Annotated in this window: 16 protein-coding genes; 15 read left to right on the top strand and 1 reads right to left on the bottom strand. The window is 46.2% G+C overall.

The features are described from left to right. The first annotated feature begins 9 nt into the window (after nt 1-9). From B3M90_RS07410 to B3M90_RS07365, 10 genes are all read left to right on the top strand, one after another. Nucleotides 10-528 (top strand): FadR/GntR family transcriptional regulator, encoded by a 519-nt coding sequence (locus tag B3M90_RS07410; RefSeq protein ID WP_290783211.1) that lies wholly within the window; start codon nt 10-12, stop codon nt 526-528. Nucleotides 529-548: 20 nt separating this feature from the next. Beyond that, nucleotides 549-1,409 carry an acetyl-CoA carboxylase, carboxyltransferase subunit beta gene (accD, locus tag B3M90_RS07405; protein ID WP_056062672.1) on the top strand — a complete coding sequence of 287 codons (861 nt, stop codon included), beginning with the start codon at nt 549-551 and terminating at the stop codon, nt 1,407-1,409. Beyond that, nucleotides 1,396-2,331, top strand: coding sequence for an acetyl-CoA carboxylase carboxyl transferase subunit alpha (accA, locus tag B3M90_RS07400; RefSeq protein WP_023469039.1), 936 nt, complete (start codon nt 1,396-1,398; stop codon nt 2,329-2,331). The genes accD and accA overlap by 14 nt, the downstream gene beginning before the upstream one ends. Before the next feature lie 147 nt (nt 2,332-2,478). Continuing rightward, nucleotides 2,479-3,447 carry a 6-phosphofructokinase gene (gene pfkA / locus B3M90_RS07395; protein WP_029342336.1) on the top strand — a complete coding sequence of 323 codons (969 nt, stop codon included), beginning with the start codon at nt 2,479-2,481 and terminating at the stop codon, nt 3,445-3,447. Between the two features lie 65 nt (nt 3,448-3,512). Next, entirely contained in the window at nt 3,513-5,261 is a 1,749-nt protein-coding gene (gene pyk / locus B3M90_RS07390) for a pyruvate kinase (protein WP_290783209.1), read from the top strand. Nucleotides 5,262-5,320: 59 nt separating this feature from the next. Further along, the gene (locus B3M90_RS07385; protein WP_290783207.1) at nt 5,321-5,791 is read left to right on the top strand and encodes a DUF441 domain-containing protein; all 471 of its coding nucleotides are present in this window, start codon (nt 5,321-5,323) and stop codon (nt 5,789-5,791) included. A 218-nt stretch (nt 5,792-6,009) separates the two neighbouring features. Continuing rightward, nucleotides 6,010-7,122, top strand: a complete 1,113-nt coding sequence (citZ, locus tag B3M90_RS07380; RefSeq protein ID WP_035406285.1) for a citrate synthase — start codon at nt 6,010-6,012, stop codon at nt 7,120-7,122. Between the two features lie 71 nt (nt 7,123-7,193). Next, on the top strand, nt 7,194-8,468 hold the full coding sequence (gene icd, locus B3M90_RS07375) for an NADP-dependent isocitrate dehydrogenase (RefSeq protein WP_035406288.1): 1,275 nt from the start codon (nt 7,194-7,196) through the stop codon (nt 8,466-8,468). Nucleotides 8,469-8,490: 22 nt separating this feature from the next. Further along, nucleotides 8,491-9,429: a malate dehydrogenase gene (mdh, locus tag B3M90_RS07370; protein ID WP_214852856.1), complete on the top strand. Its 939-nt coding sequence runs from the start codon at nt 8,491-8,493 to the stop codon at nt 9,427-9,429. A gap of 455 nt (nt 9,430-9,884) precedes the next feature. Next, nucleotides 9,885-11,024 (top strand): zinc-dependent alcohol dehydrogenase, encoded by a 1,140-nt coding sequence (locus B3M90_RS07365; protein ID WP_290783205.1) that lies wholly within the window; start codon nt 9,885-9,887, stop codon nt 11,022-11,024. Nucleotides 11,025-11,083: 59 nt separating this feature from the next. Here the strand turns inward: B3M90_RS07365 and B3M90_RS07360 are convergent, their stop codons facing one another. Beyond that, nucleotides 11,084-11,509, bottom strand: coding sequence for a divergent PAP2 family protein (locus B3M90_RS07360; protein ID WP_223040684.1), 426 nt, complete (start codon nt 11,507-11,509; stop codon nt 11,084-11,086). Nucleotides 11,510-11,720: 211 nt separating this feature from the next. Between B3M90_RS07360 and B3M90_RS07355 the strand changes: the two genes are divergently transcribed. From B3M90_RS07355 to coaE, 5 genes are all read left to right on the top strand, one after another. Next, nucleotides 11,721-12,440, top strand: a complete 720-nt coding sequence (locus B3M90_RS07355; RefSeq protein ID WP_369792024.1) for a response regulator — start codon at nt 11,721-11,723, stop codon at nt 12,438-12,440. After that, nucleotides 12,437-14,170 (top strand): two-component system histidine kinase PnpS, encoded by a 1,734-nt coding sequence (gene pnpS, locus B3M90_RS07350; RefSeq protein WP_035406301.1) that lies wholly within the window; start codon nt 12,437-12,439, stop codon nt 14,168-14,170. The genes B3M90_RS07355 and pnpS overlap by 4 nt, the downstream gene beginning before the upstream one ends. 212 nt (nt 14,171-14,382) lie before the next feature. Next, a complete protein-coding gene (gene polA, locus B3M90_RS07345) occupies nt 14,383-16,980 on the top strand; it encodes a DNA polymerase I (RefSeq protein WP_290783203.1) in 2,598 nt (865 codons plus the stop codon). Between the two features lie 16 nt (nt 16,981-16,996). Next, nucleotides 16,997-17,827 (top strand): DNA-formamidopyrimidine glycosylase, encoded by an 831-nt coding sequence (gene mutM / locus B3M90_RS07340; protein WP_290754636.1) that lies wholly within the window; start codon nt 16,997-16,999, stop codon nt 17,825-17,827. Then, on the top strand, nt 17,824-18,408 hold the full coding sequence (gene coaE / locus B3M90_RS07335; protein WP_214852872.1) for a dephospho-CoA kinase: 585 nt from the start codon (nt 17,824-17,826) through the stop codon (nt 18,406-18,408). The genes mutM and coaE overlap by 4 nt, the downstream gene beginning before the upstream one ends. Nucleotides 18,409-18,545: the final 137 nt, after the last annotated feature.

Below are 18,545 nucleotides of genomic sequence, written 5' to 3'. Positions count from 1 at the left end.
CGTATCGATATGGAGAAGAAACGAAATGCGTTTGAAGCCAATATCGCGGCGATTAAATTGATGATCGAACAAGATGGATTAGTTCCAGGAGACCGAATCCCATCGGAACGGGAACTGGCAGAACGACTATCCATCAGCCGACCGTCCGTACGAGAAGCATTACGGACGCTCGCTTATTTAGGCATCATCGAGACACGGCACGGAGGCGGAAGCTTTCTGTTGAACCGTGACGATCATACCTATATTCAAATCATCGCTCAATTCTTAGTGACTGGCGATTCGAAGTTTGAAGACTTGGCAGGAACGCTCCGCTTGCTTGAGCAAGCAGCGCTCGCGCAGCTGGATGACCTTTCGGTGCTTGAACCAGTTGTTGCATCTGATGCAGCGTTTCGTGAGACGTTGATTCAGACGGTCGATAACGATCTGTTTGAACGAATCTGGCGACAAGTCAATGCCTTCCATAAAAGCTTCGGTCAAGGGGAACTCTATACGCAAGTGGAACGGGAACAATTCTTGAACCGCCCATAGATGACAAGGGGGAACTGAACGTGCAAGCATTTTTTCGAAAACCTAAAAAGTTCGTCACGTTGACTTCAAAGGAGCAACGTGTCGATGTGCCTGTTGGCTTAATGACAAAATGTCCGAAATGTAAATTGATCCAATATACGAAACAACTAGAAGCGAACCTACGCGTCTGTTCATGTGGATATCATCATCCGTTGACTGCGCAAGAACGTTTTACGCAATTATTTGATGAAGGTTCGGTAACATATTTTGATCTGCCGGCAGTTCAAGCGGATCCCCTCGGATTTGAGGACTATCCGGAAAAATTAAAAGGAGATCAAGTCAGAACGGGTCTTAAGGAAGCGATCGTCTGTGGCGTCGGGAATGTGAATGGTCACCCACTCGTCGCTTGTGTCATGGATGCGCGATTCCGGATGGGCTCGATGGGAGCTGCCGTTGGTGCTGCAATTTCTGAAGCTGTTCGTTACGCGACGAAACATCGTTTACCTGTCACGATATTCTCTGCTTCAGGTGGAGCACGGATGCAAGAAGGAATGGTCAGTCTCATGCAGATGGCAAAATCAAGTCTCTTTTTAAAACAGCATTCAGATGCAGGGTTACTCTATATTTCTTGTATGACACATCCGACAACCGGTGGTGTATCAGCAAGTTTTGCGATGCTCGGTGATTTCAACATTGCTGAACCGGGTGCGTTGATTGGATTTGCGGGTCGCCGGATCATCGAACAGACGATTCGTGAAAAACTACCGGAAGATTTCCAAACAGCAGAATTCTTATTGCAAGCAGGTCAACTGGACGATGTCGTATCACGACACGATCTGAAGACGTACTATACGCGAATCTTAAAGCTACATGCGGAGGGAACGAACCATGCAACCATTTGACCAACCAGTCATCGCGTTACGCGAAAAAATTCTTGAGCTTCATGACATGGCGGAAACGCAAGGACTTGATTTCAAGGAAGAACTGCAACTTCTTGAAGAACGCCTTCATCGGTTAGAACTCGATATTTACGGGAATATGAAAGCGTGGAATCGTGTTCAGTTGGCACGTCATCCAGAACGTCCAACGACACTCGATTACATTGAATCGATTTGTGAAGATTTCATCGAACTGCACGGCGATCGTCATGGGTATGATGATGCAGCAATCGTCGGTGGAATCGGAACGCTAAATGGTCGTCCCGTGACGATCATCGGTCATCAACGCGGAAAAGATACAAAAGAGAACATTCGTCGTAACTTCGGAATGCCACATCCAGAAGGGTACCGGAAAGCACTGCGTCTCATGCAACAAGCGGAAAAATTCAATCGACCGATCATTACGTTCATTGACACGAAAGGAGCATATCCAGGACGTGCGGCAGAAGAACGCGGTCAAAGTGAAGCCATCGCGAAAAACTTATTTGAGATGGCTGGGATGACTGTGCCAATCATCTCGATTGTCATTGGTGAAGGCGGTTCAGGTGGTGCTTTAGGAATCGGCGTTTGTGATCAACTCTTGATGCTTGAGAACTCGACGTATTCCGTTATCTCTCCTGAAGGTGCTGCAGCATTATTGTGGAAAGATGCGAGTCTTGCGGAAAAGGCTGCAGAATCGATGAAGATCACAGCACCTGATTTATTACGACTCGGGATCGCGGATGCCATCATTCCAGAAGTCGTCGGAGGAGCACATCTTGATGTGTCATTACAGGCGGATAAATTAAAAACTGTATTGGTACAGAAGCTCGAATCATTGGTTCATCTGACCAAGGAAGAGCTCATCGATCAACGGACCGAAAAATATCACCAAATTGGCACATAAGCACCATGTAATCGCTATCATGATTGATATTCCTCATTTCCGGAATCGGTAATGAAAAAACAAGTGAAAGTTTATGCAATCTGCCCTGTTGTAAAACAAGAAAACAACGTGCTATTTTAGATTCAGATTAATGGAGAGGTGATTAACGTGAGTTTAAAACGGATTGCTGTCTTAACGAGTGGCGGCGATGCACCAGGTATGAATGCCGCGGTGCGTGCTGTCACGCGTAAAGCGATTTTTCATGGCTTAGAAGTATTTGGTGTCTATAACGGTTATCAAGGATTAATCAACGGGGACATCGTCCAGTTGAACCTTGGGTCAGTCGGTGACATCATTCAACGAGGTGGAACGTTCCTACGTTCAGCACGTTGCCCTGAGTTCCGTACAGAAGAAGGACGAGCAAAAGCGGTTGTCAATCTTAAGAAATTTGAAATTGATGCACTCGTCGTCGTAGGCGGAGACGGGTCGTATCGTGGTGCCCAAAAATTGACGGGACTTGGCTTCCCGACAATTGGACTTCCAGGTACGATCGATAACGATATTCCTGGAACGGACTATACGATCGGTTTTGATACAGCGCTCAACACGGCGCTTGAAGCGATCGATAAAATCCGTGATACGGCATCGTCGCATGAGCGGACGTATGTCATTGAAGTCATGGGACGCGATGCGGGTGATATCGCATTATATGCAGGACTTGCTGGTGGAGCAGAATCGATTCTTGTTCCCGAGCGTCCTGAAGATTTAAAAGAAGTCCTCGATCGCATTCAAAGTGGTGTCAATCGCGGTAAGAAACACTCAATCGTCATCGTCGCTGAAGGTGCAGGCCGTGCCCAGGACGTGGGAGACGCGATCGCAAAAGAAACAGGTCTCGATACACGCGTCACGGTTCTTGGTCACGTTCAACGTGGTGGAGCACCAACGGCAGCGGACCGTGTACTTGCAAGTCGTATGGGAGCGCATGCCATCGAAATCCTACTTCAAGGAAAACAAGGACGTGTCGTAGGTGTACGTGGTGGTAAGATGATCGATCTCGATATCGATGAGGCACTCGACGAAAATAAACATGAGCTGGATCTTGATATTCTCGAGCTTTCAAAACAGCTTTCGATTTAACGAACGTCGATAGGATTGGAATGGACAAGAGAACTTGGCCAAACACCGTAGGAGGTTTATGGAATATGCGTAGAACTAAAATTGTATGTACGATTGGACCGGCGTCAGAAAAACGTCTTCCAGAAATGATTGAAGCAGGTATGAACGTCGCTCGTTTGAACTTCTCACACGGCGATTATGAAGAACACGGCGCACGTATCACGGATATCCGCCGCGCAGCGAAAGAAGCAAACAAAATTGTTACGATTCTTCTTGATACGAAAGGACCAGAAATCCGGACACATTCGTTTGAAGAAGGAAAAGCGCTTCTCGAACGTGGTCAAGAAGTCATCATCGTTAGCGGAGACGCAAACGAAATCGTCGGAACGAAAGATAAATTCTCAGTCACGTATGAAGGACTCTATGATGACGTCGAAGTTGGTTCGATGATCATGCTTGATGACGGTCTCATCGGTCTTCGTGTCACTGAAAAACTTCCGAACCGTGAGCTTCGTTGTTCAATCGAAAACGAAGGTGTCATCAAGACGAAAAAAGGCGTTAACTTGCCAAACGTAAAGGTTAACCTTCCTGCTTTGACAGAAAAAGATATTGCGGATATCGAGTTCGGTATCAAGAGCGATATCGATTTGATCGCGGCATCTTTCGTACGCCGTGCGTCAGACGTCGTTGCGATTCGTCAATTGCTTGAGAAAAACAACGCGAGCCACATCAAAATATTCCCAAAAATCGAGAACCAAGAAGGTGTCGATAACATCGAAGAAATCCTTGCGATTTCGGACGGTTTGATGGTAGCGCGTGGTGACCTCGGTATCGAGATTCCAACGGAAGAAGTCACACCAACTCAAAAAGACTTAATCAAGCTTTGTAACGACTTCGGTAAACCAGTCATTACAGCAACACAAATGCTTGACTCGATGCAACGTTTCCCACGTCCAACACGTGCTGAAGCATCAGACGTCGCGAACGCGATTCTTGATGGTACGGATGCAATCATGCTTTCAGGTGAGACAGCAGCAGGGGACTACCCAATCGAATCTGTCCAAATGATGCACTCGATCGCAAAACGTACAGAAAAAATGCTCGACTACAAGCTCTTGTTGAAAGATCGTCAGACACGTAGTGAGCACACAGTGACGGATGCAATCGCTCAAGCGGTTACGCACACTGCAATCAACTTGGACGCAAAAGCAATCTTGACACCGACACAATCGGGTTACACGGCTGCACGTATCTCGAAATACCGTCCAGAGCCAAACATTGTCGCTGTTACACCAAGCGCACGTGTCGCACGTCAGTTGAACATCGTATGGGGCGTGTACCCAATCGTCGTTGATCATCTTTCAGACAACACGGATGACATGTTGACACTTGCTGCGGACACAGCAAAAGACGCTGGTTTCGTTACAGACGGTGATCTCGTCGTCATCTCAGCAGGTATCCCTGCTTTGACTGCTGGTACAACGAACATGTTGAAAATCCACATCGTCGGTAAAGAGATCGCAAACGGTCGTGGAATCGGTGAGCGTGGAGTCGTTGGCGAAGTCGTCATCGCAAACAACGCAGAAGAAGCAAACGCGAAAGCGAAGCCAGGCATGATCCTCGTTACGAACTCAACTGATCGTGACATGATGCCTGCAATCGAGATGGCTGCAGCGATGATCACAGTTGATGGCGGATTGACAAGCCATGCTGGAATCGTTGGACCATCACTCGGTAAACCAGTCATCGTTGGTGTTGAAAATGCATTGACAGTCTTCAAAGACGGTCAAATGATCTCAATCGATCCATTGACAGGTAAACTATATAACGCATAATCCATTCATGACGGACGTGACTTAGGTCATGTCCGTCTTTTTTTGTATGAGGAGGACGTATGGAAGCTTATCTTTTTTTGATTGCCCTCGTCTTCATCGGGGTCATCGCACAAAATAAATCATTAATCATTGCTGCTGCTTTCCTGCTGATCATCAAGGCAATCGGGCTGGATGGTCGATTATTTCCATCCTTGCAGGCAAAAGGAATCACCTGGGGTGTCACATTGATCACGGCTGCGATTCTTGTACCGATCGCAGCAGGGGATATCGGATTTAAGGAACTTATTCAAAGTATTCGGGGACATATCGGCATCATCTCATTTTTATCAGGAATCTTCGTTGCGATCGTCGCGGCACATGGTGTTGGTCTGATGAAAGAAGACCCACTTGTCACGACGGCATTGCTTGCCGGAACGATTCTCGCAGTGGGACTCTTCCGCGGAGTACCCGTTGGTCCACTAATTGGTGCTGGGATTGCTGCGCTTGTCATCGGAATGTGGGATATCATCGCAAAAACGTTCACAGGATGAGCTGAATCAGCAGAGTAACTGAATTAATTTTTTGATAATAGTATGCAAGTTCATTCACTTTTTGGGTATTTTTGTTTATACTAAGAACAGAAACAAGATGGTCTATTCAAGAGTACAGCGCTACAAGCATGGGGAACGACTCTTGAGTGGACGTCTTTTTTTTAATACGGAAATGAAAGCGTTTTAAATTTCTGGGGAAAAAAAGGGGGATTATTGTCATGACGCAAACTAAAGGTTTAGAAGGAATCGTCGCGACGACATCGAAAATCAGTTCGATCATCGATGGTCAATTGACGTACGGCGGTTATACAATTGATGATTTGGCGGAGCACGCCTCATTTGAGGAAGTCGTCTTCTTATTATGGAACGACCGTCTACCAAAAGAAGAGGAATTGAAGCAACTGTCGGAAGCACTCATTTCCGAAGCACCAGTTGCGACTGCCGTTCTCGAGACGATGAAGGCAGCACCAAAGTCGGCGAATGCGATGGCAATGATTCGAACAGCGCTCTCTCAACTCGCGCTTTACGATGAAACATCGGAAGATATGTCGACAGAGGCGAATTACGCTAAAGCCATCAAATTACAAGCGCAAATCGCAACACTTGTTACGGCTTATGCGCGTATCAAAAAAGGGCAGGAACCAATCGCACCTAAAACAGGTCTTTCTTACGCTGCAAACTTTCTGTTCATGTTGACAGGCGAAGAGCCGACAGAAGTGGCTGAAAAAGCGTTCAACCAAGCGCTTGTTCTTCATGCAGACCATGAGTTGAACGCTTCGACATTCACGGCACGTGTTTGTGTTGCGACACTCTCTGACGTCTACTCAGGTGTGACGGCAGCGATGGGTGCATTAAAAGGACCTCTTCACGGTGGAGCGAATGAAGCTGTCATGAAGATGCTGCTTGAAATTGATTCGGTTGAAAAGGTTGACGAGTATGTTCATAATAAACTTGAGAACAAGCAAAAAATCATGGGCTTTGGTCACCGTGTCTACAAGGACGGCGATCCACGTGCGAAGCACCTTCAGGAAATGAGTCGTCAGCTGACTGCTCAAATCGGGGAACCGAAATGGTATGAGATGTCAGTTAAGATTGACGAGATCGTCCAGTCGGAAAAAGGATTGAAACCAAACGTTGATTTCTATTCCGCTTCTACGTACCATGCACTTGGACTTGATACAGAACTTTTCACTCCAATCTTTGCAGTAAGTCGAATGTCAGGTTGGTTGGCGCACATTTTAGAGCAGTATAGCGATAACCGTCTGATTCGCCCACGTGCAGACTACACGGGTGAAACACACCGGACATATGTGTCCATCGAAGAACGTTAAAAGGACGGAGAGGAGTAATCCTCTCCTGATTTTTGATGTAGATTACAATTACTTAAGGGGGATTTTTAGACATGGCTACACTTCAAGGCGAAAACATCACAGTAACGAACGGTACACTTCAAGTTCCAAATGCTCCAATCATTCCATTCATCATTGGTGACGGAACAGGACCTGACATCTGGAATGCTGCGGTACGCGTATTTGATGCAGCAGTTGAAAAAGCCTATAACGGTGAGAAGAAGATTGAATGGAAAGAAGTCTATGCTGGCGAAAAAGCATTCAACAAAACAGGCAACTGGTTACCAGAAGAGACACTCGATCTCATCCGTGAGCACATCATCGCAATCAAAGGACCACTTACGACACCAGTCGGCGGCGGTATTCGCTCATTGAACGTTGCATTACGTCAAGAGCTTGATTTGTACACATGCCTTCGCCCAGTTCGTTACTTCACAGGTGTTCCTTCACCGGTTAAACGCCCAGAAGATACAGATATGGTCATCTTCCGTGAAAATACTGAAGACATCTACGCAGGAATCGAATATGCAGAAGGTAGCGAAGGCGTTGCAAAACTGCTTGAATTCCTTCAAAACGAAATGGGTGTCAACAAAATTCGCTTCCCTGAGACATCTGGTCTTGGAATCAAACCGATTTCAAAAGAGGGTACAGAACGCCTCGTTCGTGCAGCAATCGAATACGCACTTGAGCACAAGCGCGCTTCGTTGACACTCGTTCACAAAGGAAACATCATGAAGTTCACTGAAGGAGCTTTCAAAAACTGGGGTTATGAGCTTGCTGAGCGTGAATACGCAGAGCACGTCTTCACTTGGAACCAGTACGATCGTATCAAAGAAGAAGAGGGAACTGAGGCTGCGAACAAAGCACAAGCAGACGCTGAAGCTGCTGGTAAGTTAATCGTAAAAGACTCAATCGCTGATATCTTCTTACAACAAATCTTGACTCGTCCAAAAGAGTTCGATGTCGTTGCGACAATGAACTTGAACGGTGACTACATCTCGGATGCACTTGCTGCACAAGTGGGTGGTATCGGAATCGCACCTGGAGCAAACATCAACTACATGACTGGTCACGCGATTTTTGAAGCAACTCACGGTACAGCACCAAAATACGCTGGACTTGATAAAGTAAACCCATCATCTGTCATCTTGTCAGGCGAAATGATGTTCCGTCACCTCGGTTGGAACGAAGCAGCAGATCTCATCATCAAATCGATGGAAACATCGATCGAAGCAAAAGTCGTCACATACGACTTCGCACGTCTCATGGATGGTGCGACTGAAGTGAAGTGTTCTGAATTCGCGGACGAACTCATCAAAAACATGTAATCCGATCAGGAGGAATGAGTCGATGAACAGACGGAAGAAGATCGCAGTCATAGGAAGTGGCTTTACGGGCGCGACGACGGCACTTTACCTTGCCCAGCAAGAGTTAGGTGATATCGTCCTCGTCGACCGACCAGAGCAAGAAAATCCGACGAAAGGAAAGGCGCTTGATATGCAAGAAGCAGCGCCAATCCTCGGATTTGATGTTTCGGTAAAAGGGACATCGGATTATGCAGATATCAAGGACGCAGATATCGTCGTCATCACTGCCGGCATTGCTCGAAAGCCGGGCATGAGCCGCGAAGACCTTGTCAGTACGAATGCTGCCGTCATGACAGCTGTGACGAAGGAAATCGTCGCGCATGCACCAGAATCGATCATCATCGTTTTGACGAACCCGGTCGATGCGATGACGTATACGGTCTATCAAGCATCTGGTTTTCCGAAGGAACGTGTCATCGGTCAGTCCGGAGTCCTCGACACGGCGCGTTTCCGGACATTTCTAGCAGAAGAACTCAATGTTTCTGTGAAGGACGTATCAGGGTTCGTGCTCGGTGGACACGGAGATGATATGGTACCGCTACTGCGCTATTCTCAGGCAGGAGGAATTCCGATTGAGAAGCTCATATCGAAAGAACGACTCGATGCGATCGTTGACCGGACCCGTAAAGGGGGCGGTGAAATCGTTCAGTTACTTGGAAACGGTTCTGCTTATTATGCGCCAGCAGCGGCAATTGCTGAGATGGTCGAAGCGATTTTGAAGGATCAGCGACGGATTCTTCCGGCAATCGCTTATCTCGAAGGCGAATACGGATACAACGATATGTACTTTGGTGTACCGGTCATTCTTGGTGGGAACGGTGTCGAGCACGTCTACGAACTCGAGCTGACTGCCGATGAACAAGAAGCATTGAACCGCTCTGCGTCTACTGTCCGTTCGGTACTCGACCTATTAAAATCTTGATTCTAAAAAAAGACGAACTTGTCGAAAGTGACAAGTTCGTCTTTTTTGTCTCGTCATAACCGATGAGGAGAAGCATAGTGCGATAACTTAGCATACCAAGGGCAGACCAGTATAAGAAGAAACGTCAGCCAAGGAATCAAATATCCGATTCGAAGGAAGTGACCTTGATGTTCCATATGTAGGTGTTGTCGGTTTTGACAATGTGGACAGGGGAGTCCGTGAGCAGACCAGATTAAACGATAGATTGTTCGAGCAGACCAGGATTGACGACAAACGGTGCATCGTGCCACGCGAGTGCCTCCTTTCATTCATAGGTTAATTGTGTAAAGTGTGTTTTTCACAACATACGATACACATAGGATAAAAGTTCCAATTTCAATAAACATGTATAAAAAAAGATTGTATTAGGGTAAGGACAAAGGTACGTCATTCTATTCCACTAAGGGGGATGCCACATGCGCGCCGTAACGTACCAAGGAGCAAAAGATGTTCAAGTCAAACAAGTACAGGATCCATCGATTGATAAAAACGATGACATCATCGTAAAGATCACCTCGACTGCAATTTGTGGTTCGGATCTACACATTTATCAAGGGAATATGCCGGCTCACAAAGACTATGTCATTGGTCATGAACCGATGGGCATCGTTGAAGAAGTTGGACCAGGAGTGACGAAGGTCAAACGGGGAGACCGCGTCGTATTACCGTTTAACGTTGCTTGCGGTCACTGTTTCTTTTGCGAACATGATATGGAAAGTCAATGTGATAACTCAAACGGAAATCCGCATGTCGATACAGGTGGATATTTCGGTTTTACAGAAGAGTTTGGTGGACATCCCGGTGGTCAGGCGGAATATTTAAAAGTACCATTTGGAAATTTCATGCCACTTGTGATTCCTGAATCGTGTGAACTAGAAGATGAAGCGTTGTTGTTCTTATCTGACGTTTTACCTACAGCATATTGGAGTGTCCTGCATGCTGGTGTGAAAAAAGGGGACACGGTCGTCGTACTCGGATCGGGACCTGTCGGACTGATGACACAAAAATTCGCATGGATGCAAGGTGCGAAACGGGTCATTGCGGTGGATGATCAAGTGTACCGATTAAATCATGCTAAAATGACGAATAAAGTCGAGACCGTGAATTTTTCAGATCATGCAGAAAGTGGTGCCTACATCAAAGAATTGACGCAAGGTGGGGCAGACGTCGTCATTGATTGCGTCGGTTTTGACGGAAAGATGTCCGCCGTAGAAAAAATTGAACAAAAGATTGGTCTGCAAGGTGGAACGTTGAGTGCCATTAATATTGCGAAGGACGCTGTCCGGAAATTTGGTACCGTACAGTTGACGGGCGTCTATGCTGAAAAATATAATCAATTCCCACTCGGCGACTTTTTCACTCGGAATATCACACTGAAAATGGGACAAGCACCCGTCGTCCATTTGATGCCGGAACTGTTCCAGAAAATCATCAATAAGGAATTTGATCCGACGGATATCGTGACACACCGAGTGGCACTTGATGATGCTGCTTCTGCCTATCAGACATTTAATGATCGGACAAATGGATGCATCAAGGTCGTCTTGAAACCATAAACTATATCATACTCAAACAGCCCATCCGATTTTTGGATGGGCTGTTGTACATCATAGGATTAAAAGAAGAAGACGGGCCATAGAAGACCGACAGCTAAACCGAGTAAGAGACCAACGAATACTTGAAACTCAGTGTGACCGACGAGTTCGTTCAGAAGAGGGGTCTCATGACGAATTCCTTTAAAATAATCATTGAGTAATTTTGCCTGAACACCAACAGCTTGTCTGACACCCGTCGCGTCATACATGATGATTGTGGCAAATATGGCAGCTAGTGCGAAGAGCGAAGATGAGAAGCCTTCCTGAAAACCGATGACCACGGCTAACGCGACGACAGTCGAGCTATGTGAACTAGGCATACCACCGGAAGCAAACATGATCTCCAGGTCGAACTTTCGGGTCCGTACCAAACTCGTAACAAGCTTCGCTGCTTGAGCGATGAACCATGCCGTGATGGCTGCAAAAAGGGGATGATTCCATTCCATACATTTTACCTCCTACGATTGACGATATGTATTGATTCCCCGTTTTTATCGCTTTTACACGAATGATCAAGAGGGATTCATCGTCTCCTTTAAAGATTATGTAAAGAAACAGCAGAAAGATTTGTGATTTTCCAGTAAAAGTCGGTAAGATGAAGACAGACGAAGCGGATTCCACGGAATTCCTCATTCGAAAGAACGAAACTTGAGGGGGATGCAAGGTTTGAAGGATAAAATTATCGTGGTAGATGATGAATTGTCGATTGCAACACTATTGAAGTTTAATTTAGAGCAGGCTGGTTTTGTCGTTGAAACGGCACATGATGGAATGTCAGGTTTGAAATTAGCGGAAAAACAAGATGCCGCACTGATCGTACTGGATCTTATGTTGCCGGAACTCGATGGTCTGGAAGTATGTAAACGACTACGTCAACAGAAAATCAATACACCGATCTTGATGCTGACGGCAAAGGATGATGAGTTTGATAAGGTGCTCGGTCTAGAACTCGGTGCGGACGATTACCTGACAAAACCGTTTAGCCCACGCGAAGTCGTTGCCCGTGTAAAAGCGATTTTACGACGGATGAGTCATCAGACAGCATCCCCGGATGAGGTCACGGACGGAACGATTCTGATTGGTGACGTCAAAATCGTTCCGGATAACTACGAAGCTTTCAAAGCAGAAGAACGTCTTGAACTTACTCCTAAGGAATTCGAATTGCTCGTATATCTCGCTAAAAATAAAGGACGTGTCTTGACACGAGATCAACTGTTATCCGCGATTTGGAATTATGATTTCGTCGGTGATACGCGTATCGTGGATGTGCATATCAGTCATGTCCGTGAAAAAATCGAACCGAATACGAAAAAACCGATTTATATCAAAACGATTCGCGGTCTCGGGTATAAGATGGAGGAGCCGAAACCAGAATGAGTAAGTATCGGAAACGGTTCATCTTTAAAATGATTTCTTTCATTAGTTTGGTGCTTGTTGCACTCGGTTTTCTACTTGGACAATCATTTAAGGAATTCTATGTTCAAAATGAAAAAGAAAAACTGATGGATGAAACCTCGCTTGTCGAGACGATTCTACAAGGGCGCGAAGTTTCTGATATGGCACAGTACGTGAATCAATTGTATGCCGAATCCAACTTTGACATGATCTTATTTAACGGACGTGGGGAAATCATCGCAGGTACCCCTGTTGATGTCACGAAACTAAAAGTAGCAACGCTCAATTTCTCAGCGATTCCCAAAGATGGTACGTTTGAATCGAAGACGGATGACAGTGTCGTCCAGTTCACGAAGCCTGTTCCAACAGCAGATGGTGGAGAAGTGTACGTCAGTTTCATTCGTTATGCTAAAGATTTGAATATTATCTATTCACGGATTTGGACGGTCATTTTCTTCTCACTCCTTGCTTCGCTCGTAATCATCTTTTTGACAATCTATCGTTCAACGAAACGGTTCCTACGACCAATCGCGGAGGCGACCGATGTGTTGCACGAACTGTCACATGGGAATTACAAGTCACGCGTCTACGAGTTAGCGGCACCAGATGAATCACGTGATTTAGGACGCTCGATCAATCTCCTCGCACGAAATCTAGAGAATGCATCATCCGGTGAAGCGATGCAACGGGCACGACTCGAATCCTTGATCGAATACATGGGAGCCGGTCTCATGCTGATTGATGAAAAGGGTTATGTACTACTTGTTAACCGTACCTATCGGGAGATGTTCCATATTCACGAACCATCTAGTGGAAAATTATATTACCGCGTACTTCCGAACGAAAAGATGAGTCAGGTGATTGAAGATGTCTACCTGACAGAAAAACCGAATCGCAAACAATCGAGTGTCCGTTTCGGCATCAACAGTCGGACGTTTATGGTCAGTGCCGCACCGATTTTTGATAAGAACGGTCGCGTGCAAGGAACGACCGTTGTCTTCAACGATATTACGGAAATTAAAAAGCTGGAACAGATGCGCAAAGACTTCGTTGCGAATGTCAGCCACGAATTAAAAACACCACTGACGTCCATCAAGGGGTTTGCAGAAACGTTACTCGATGGTGCGCAAGATGTTCCGGAAATCCGGGAACAATTTTTGCGGATCATTCATGATGAATCAGAACGAATGCAGACATTGGTCGAAGACTTGCTCGAACTATCGCGACTGGAACAAGACAACTATCAGCTTGAAACAGCAATCGTTGATGTGACGAGTCTCGTTCGCGAAACCGCTGAGCTGTTGCATCGACGAGCAGCGGAAAAAGAGATGATGATTCATATCGAAACGGAAGAGGAAGTCTTCATCCGGGCAGATTTGAATCGGTTGAAACAAGTCGTAGTCAACTTAGTTGCGAATGCGTTGAACTACACCCCGAACGGTGGTAACGTCTGGATTCAACTCGAGGACGGAGAAGAGTCTGTCCAACTCATCATCAAAGATGATGGGATTGGTATTCATCCGAAGGAAACGCAGCGTATCTTCGAACGGTTCTATCGTGTCGATAAGGCGCGAAGCCGTAATTCAGGTGGAACGGGTCTCGGGCTGGCCATTGTTAAACACATCGTTGATCTTCACCATGGGGAAATTGATGTCGAATCGGCGGAGCAACAAGGAACGACGTTTACGATTCGTTTACCAAAACATGGCTGAATTTCACAGTGGATTCACAATTCCTTAATAGATGTATCTTATGATGAAAGTACCTTCTTCATCATCTGTATGGCGACTGGATCAGCTCCCATGTCGTCATGCCCTTGGCGGTTGACTCTCCTTGAGTCAATCGTCTTTTTTTGGTCATTTTTAGCGAACAAATGTGTGCAGAGTGATACAATAGGGACAGAAAATCGATTAAAGGGGCGTAGATGATGGAAAATAAATTGTTATTGATTGATGGGAACTCATTGACTTATCGGGCGTTTTTCGCTTTACCACCAATGACGGACGCGCAAGGACGAAATACGAACGCAGCCTATGGCTTTACGATGATGTTATTGAAGTTGCTTGAAGAAGAGCAACCGACACATATGCTCGTTGCCTTTGATGCTTCGAGTGAAACATTCCGTCACGATGTCTATCAGGAGTATAAAGGAAGTCGGGAAAAAACACCGTCTGAACTACGAGAACAATTCCCGATCGTCCGAGACATCTGTGAAGCACTCGGTATTCAAATGATGGAACTCCATCGCTATGAGGCAGATGATTTGATTGGCACGCTTGCACGAACGATGCCAACGGATCGGACACGGATCGTCACAGGAGACAAAGATTTACTTCAACTTGTCACAGATAAGGTCGAAGTCTTGATCACGAAGCGTGGTATTACGGACGTCCAGTGCATGACAGAGGAACTGTTTGCTGAGACGTATGGTGGTCTCAAACCGATTCAAATGATTGATTTGAAGGGGTTGATGGGTGATAAATCGGATAATATTCCAGGGATTCCTGGGATTGGTGAAAAGACGGCAGTTAAATTGATTTCGGCATATGGTTCTGTCGAAGGACTGTATGAACATGTTGAAGACTTAAAAGGGAAGCAGAAGGAAAAAGTCATCGCGAACGAAGAGTTAGCACGACTGTCGAAAGAACTTGCGACAATTAAAGTCGATGTCCCGCTCGAGACGACGCTAGATGATTTGCAAATTCGCGATGTTGATACCCAAGTGCCATATTCGTTGTTCCAGTCGCTCGGTTTCAAGTCGTTGACGAATCGATTCGCCCCTGTCGTCAAAGAAGAGGATAAAGAGCAGTTGAACGTCGTGACGATCACTTCACTTCCTGAAGACGTCACCGATGCGGTGTTGCTTGCTGAACAGTTGCGAGAGGATTACATGGAAGAGGACATCATCGGGTTTGCGATCGCAACGCCTGACACGATCTATGTTGCTGCCCCAACGCTCGTCGAGGATCCGGCATTCCGCCAATGGATCGAGTCGGAACATCGGAAGATTTGTCTCGATGCCAAACAAGTCGCATTCGCGTTGCGTAAGCACGGCTTAACCTTAAACGGTTATGAGGATCTGTTATTAGCGGGTTACTTATTGAACTTAAGTGGCGGCACGACGCTCGCTTCAATTGCTGGTCATTATGCATTGATGGCACCGAACGAAGAAGCAGTCCTCGGTAAGGGAGCCAAACGTCTAGCCCCAGCGGATGACGTATTACATCCTTATCTTGCAGAAAAGGCACGGATGATCGAGTTATTGTTCCCGAAAGTCCGGGAAGAGTTGAAGGCGAATCAGCAATATGAGCTGTATGAAACACTAGAGCGTCCATTGTCAGGTGTCCTCGCTGAGATGGAGTGGACCGGGATTCGTGTCGACGTCGCGACGCTCCAGTCGATGCAAGCAGATCTTGCCGGACGTTTAACGGAACTTGAGACGTTGGTCTTTGAAGCGGCAGGTGAGTCATTCAATATTAATTCACCGAAACAACTTGGTGTGATTCTGTTTGAAAAACTCGAATTGCCCGCCTTCAAGAAAACAAAGACCGGCTACTCGACTGCCGCAGACGTCCTTGAAAAACTGCGTCCGCTGCATCCGGTCATCGATCACATCATGTTATACCGGGAGCTCCAAAAATTACAGTCGACGTATGTTGAAGGCTTACAAAAAGTCATTAAGGAAGACGGAAAGATTCATACCCGTTTTGCTCAGACGATTGCCCAGACAGGTCGTTTAAGTTCGGTCAATCCGAACCTTCAGAATATCCCGATTCGGATCGAAGAAGGACGGAAGATTCGAAAAGCCTTCGTTCCGAGTGAGGCAGGCTGGTCATTGTACGCTGCTGATTATTCACAAATTGAATTACGTGTCATGGCCGATATGTCGCAGGATCAGACGCTTGTCGATGCGTTCCTCCATGATGAGGATATTCATACTCAAACGGCAAGTAGTGTCTTCGGTGTCGAACCGGAAGATGTCACAGGAAACATGCGACGTCAGGCGAAAGCCGTCAACTTTGGAATCATTTACGGAATCAGCGATTATGGATTGTCTCAAAACTTGAACATCACACGCAAAGAAGCGCAATCATTCATCGATCGTTATTTCGAGTTGTTCCCGCAAATCAAACAGTTCATGGATACAGCGATCGAGACGGCACGAGCAAATGGATTCGTCGAAACGTTGATGAACCGTCGCCGCAATATTCCGGATATCAATTCGAAAAACTTTAACTTACGCGGTTTTGCTGAACGTACTGCGATCAATACACCGATTCAAGGTTCGGCTGCAGATATCATTAAAAAAGCAATGCTTGATGTTCATGCTGCTTTGAAAGCATCTAATCTGAAGGCACGCTTGTTATTACAAGTACATGATGAATTGATTTTTGAAGCACCAGACGAAGAACTCGACGCTTTACAAGCACTTGTCAAACAAGCGATGGAGCAGACCGTCGAACTATCCGTACCGCTACGCGTCGAGGGGGGCGCAGGGCATACGTGGTACGAAACGAAGTAAGCAAGGAGGAATAGATGTGCCTGAATTACCTGAAGTCGAGACCGTTCGCCGCAGTTTAGAACGTTCGGTCTCTGGAAAGACAGTCTCTTCCGTCAAAGTCTACCATCCGAAAATGATTCGGGGGATGGAAGTGGCGCCATTTGCAGATGCCTTACATCAAGAAAGGATCGAACGCGTCGAACGTCGCGGAAAGTTCCTGCTCTTTGATTTTGATCGTTTTTATCTCGTCAGCCATTTGCGGATGGAAGGAAAGTACTTCCCGTATCCACAACCGGTTGAACGGGATAAACATACGCATGTCGTTTTCCGCTTCACGGATGGTTCGGAACTTCACTATAATGATGTTCGGAAGTTCGGAACGATGGAATTACGTAATAAGGAAACAGCGATGCAGACTGCTCCACTGGCACAACTGGAGCGTGAACCGTTTGATCCGGAATTTACAGCAGAAGTGTTAGCGGAGAATTTAATTCGTAAAAAGAGAAGTCCAATCAAAACGGCACTGCTCGACCAGTCCATCTTCCTTGGTCTCGGTAACATCTATGTCGATGAGACCCTTCATGCTGCACGCGTCCACCCGTTGACGAAAGCCGGCGCCTTGACACTCGATGATATCTCACGCATTCATCAAGCCGGTGTCAACGTTTTACGACAAGCGGTGGAAGCAGGAGGAAGTACGATCCGGAGTTATGTCTCGCCGTCAGGAAAAGGTGAATTCCAGCTTCAACTTGCGGTATACGGTCAAAAAGGGGAACCGTGCCCTCGTTGTGGTACAGCCATCGAAAAAATCAAAGTCGGTGGACGGGGAACACATTTCTGTCCGACGTGCCAACAGGTTGCCTTATGAGAGTCGGTCTGACAGGGAGTATCGCAACCGGTAAAAGTACGGTTTCTAGCTATTTAAAACAAAAAGGAATAGCGGTCATCGATGCGGATCTCATTGCGCGAGAAGTCGTTGAGCCGGGAGGGCGAGCATATGATGCAGTCCAACTGGCATTCCCGGAGGCGTTTGAAAAAGGACGTCTTGTCCGTCCAAAGCTCGGACAAATCATTTTTCAAGATAGTGAAAAACGACAACAATTGAATCAGTTGATGCACCCGAGTATTCGACAACAGATGCTCGAAGCAGCAGATGCCTATGAACGTTCAGGACATTCTCTCGTCGTATTTGATATTCCGTTACTGCTAGAAGGGGATTGGCGAAACCTGTTCGAACGCGTCGTTGTCGTCTATTGCCCAGAAGATATGCAGTTAAGACGATTGATGCAACGTAATGATTTATCAGAAGCAGAAGCGTATGCACGTATCCATGCGCAACTCGGCATCGAACAGAAAAAAGAGCTTGCAGATGATGTATTCTTCAATGACGGTAGTATTGATTCGTTATACCAACAAATCGATGAGTGGTTAAGTCGGTATGGTGATTGATGCAAATGATGACAAGTTATGAAAAACATGAAGTGAGAGAAGTTTCCATCTTCTCTCACTTTTTTTAGAGAACATAATGAAATCGCTTACATTTCGTGATATAGTTCTATCTGTAAACGGAGCTACATCCGTCACAT

This window comes from Exiguobacterium sp. UBA6309 (assembly GCF_002439205.1).
Lineage (GTDB): Bacteria > Bacillota > Bacilli > Exiguobacteriales > Exiguobacteriaceae > Exiguobacterium_A.
The sequence above is the reverse complement of the archived record's forward strand: the minus strand, read 5'-3'. Positions and strand labels throughout refer to the sequence as shown.

What these genes read in the sequence shown, in the direction of transcription:
- B3M90_RS07410 (WP_290783211.1), top strand. Translation starts at nt 10, where the DNA reads ATGGAGAAGAAACGAAATGCGTTTGAAGCCAATATCGCGGCGATTAAA.
- accA (WP_023469039.1), top strand. Translation starts at nt 1,396, where the DNA reads ATGCAACCATTTGACCAACCAGTCATCGCGTTACGCGAAAAAATTCTT.
- pyk (WP_290783209.1), top strand. Translation starts at nt 3,513, where the DNA reads ATGCGTAGAACTAAAATTGTATGTACGATTGGACCGGCGTCAGAAAAA.
- B3M90_RS07385 (WP_290783207.1), top strand. Translation starts at nt 5,321, where the DNA reads ATGGAAGCTTATCTTTTTTTGATTGCCCTCGTCTTCATCGGGGTCATC.
- citZ (WP_035406285.1), top strand. Translation starts at nt 6,010, where the DNA reads ATGACGCAAACTAAAGGTTTAGAAGGAATCGTCGCGACGACATCGAAA.
- icd (WP_035406288.1), top strand. Translation starts at nt 7,194, where the DNA reads ATGGCTACACTTCAAGGCGAAAACATCACAGTAACGAACGGTACACTT.
- mdh (WP_214852856.1), top strand. Translation starts at nt 8,491, where the DNA reads ATGAACAGACGGAAGAAGATCGCAGTCATAGGAAGTGGCTTTACGGGC.
- B3M90_RS07365 (WP_290783205.1), top strand. Translation starts at nt 9,885, where the DNA reads ATGCGCGCCGTAACGTACCAAGGAGCAAAAGATGTTCAAGTCAAACAA.
- B3M90_RS07360 (WP_223040684.1), bottom strand. Translation starts at nt 11,509, where the DNA reads ATGGAATGGAATCATCCCCTTTTTGCAGCCATCACGGCATGGTTCATC.
- B3M90_RS07355 (WP_369792024.1), top strand. Translation starts at nt 11,721, where the DNA reads ATGCAAGGTTTGAAGGATAAAATTATCGTGGTAGATGATGAATTGTCG.
- pnpS (WP_035406301.1), top strand. Translation starts at nt 12,437, where the DNA reads ATGAGTAAGTATCGGAAACGGTTCATCTTTAAAATGATTTCTTTCATT.
- polA (WP_290783203.1), top strand. Translation starts at nt 14,383, where the DNA reads ATGATGGAAAATAAATTGTTATTGATTGATGGGAACTCATTGACTTAT.
- coaE (WP_214852872.1), top strand. Translation starts at nt 17,824, where the DNA reads ATGAGAGTCGGTCTGACAGGGAGTATCGCAACCGGTAAAAGTACGGTT.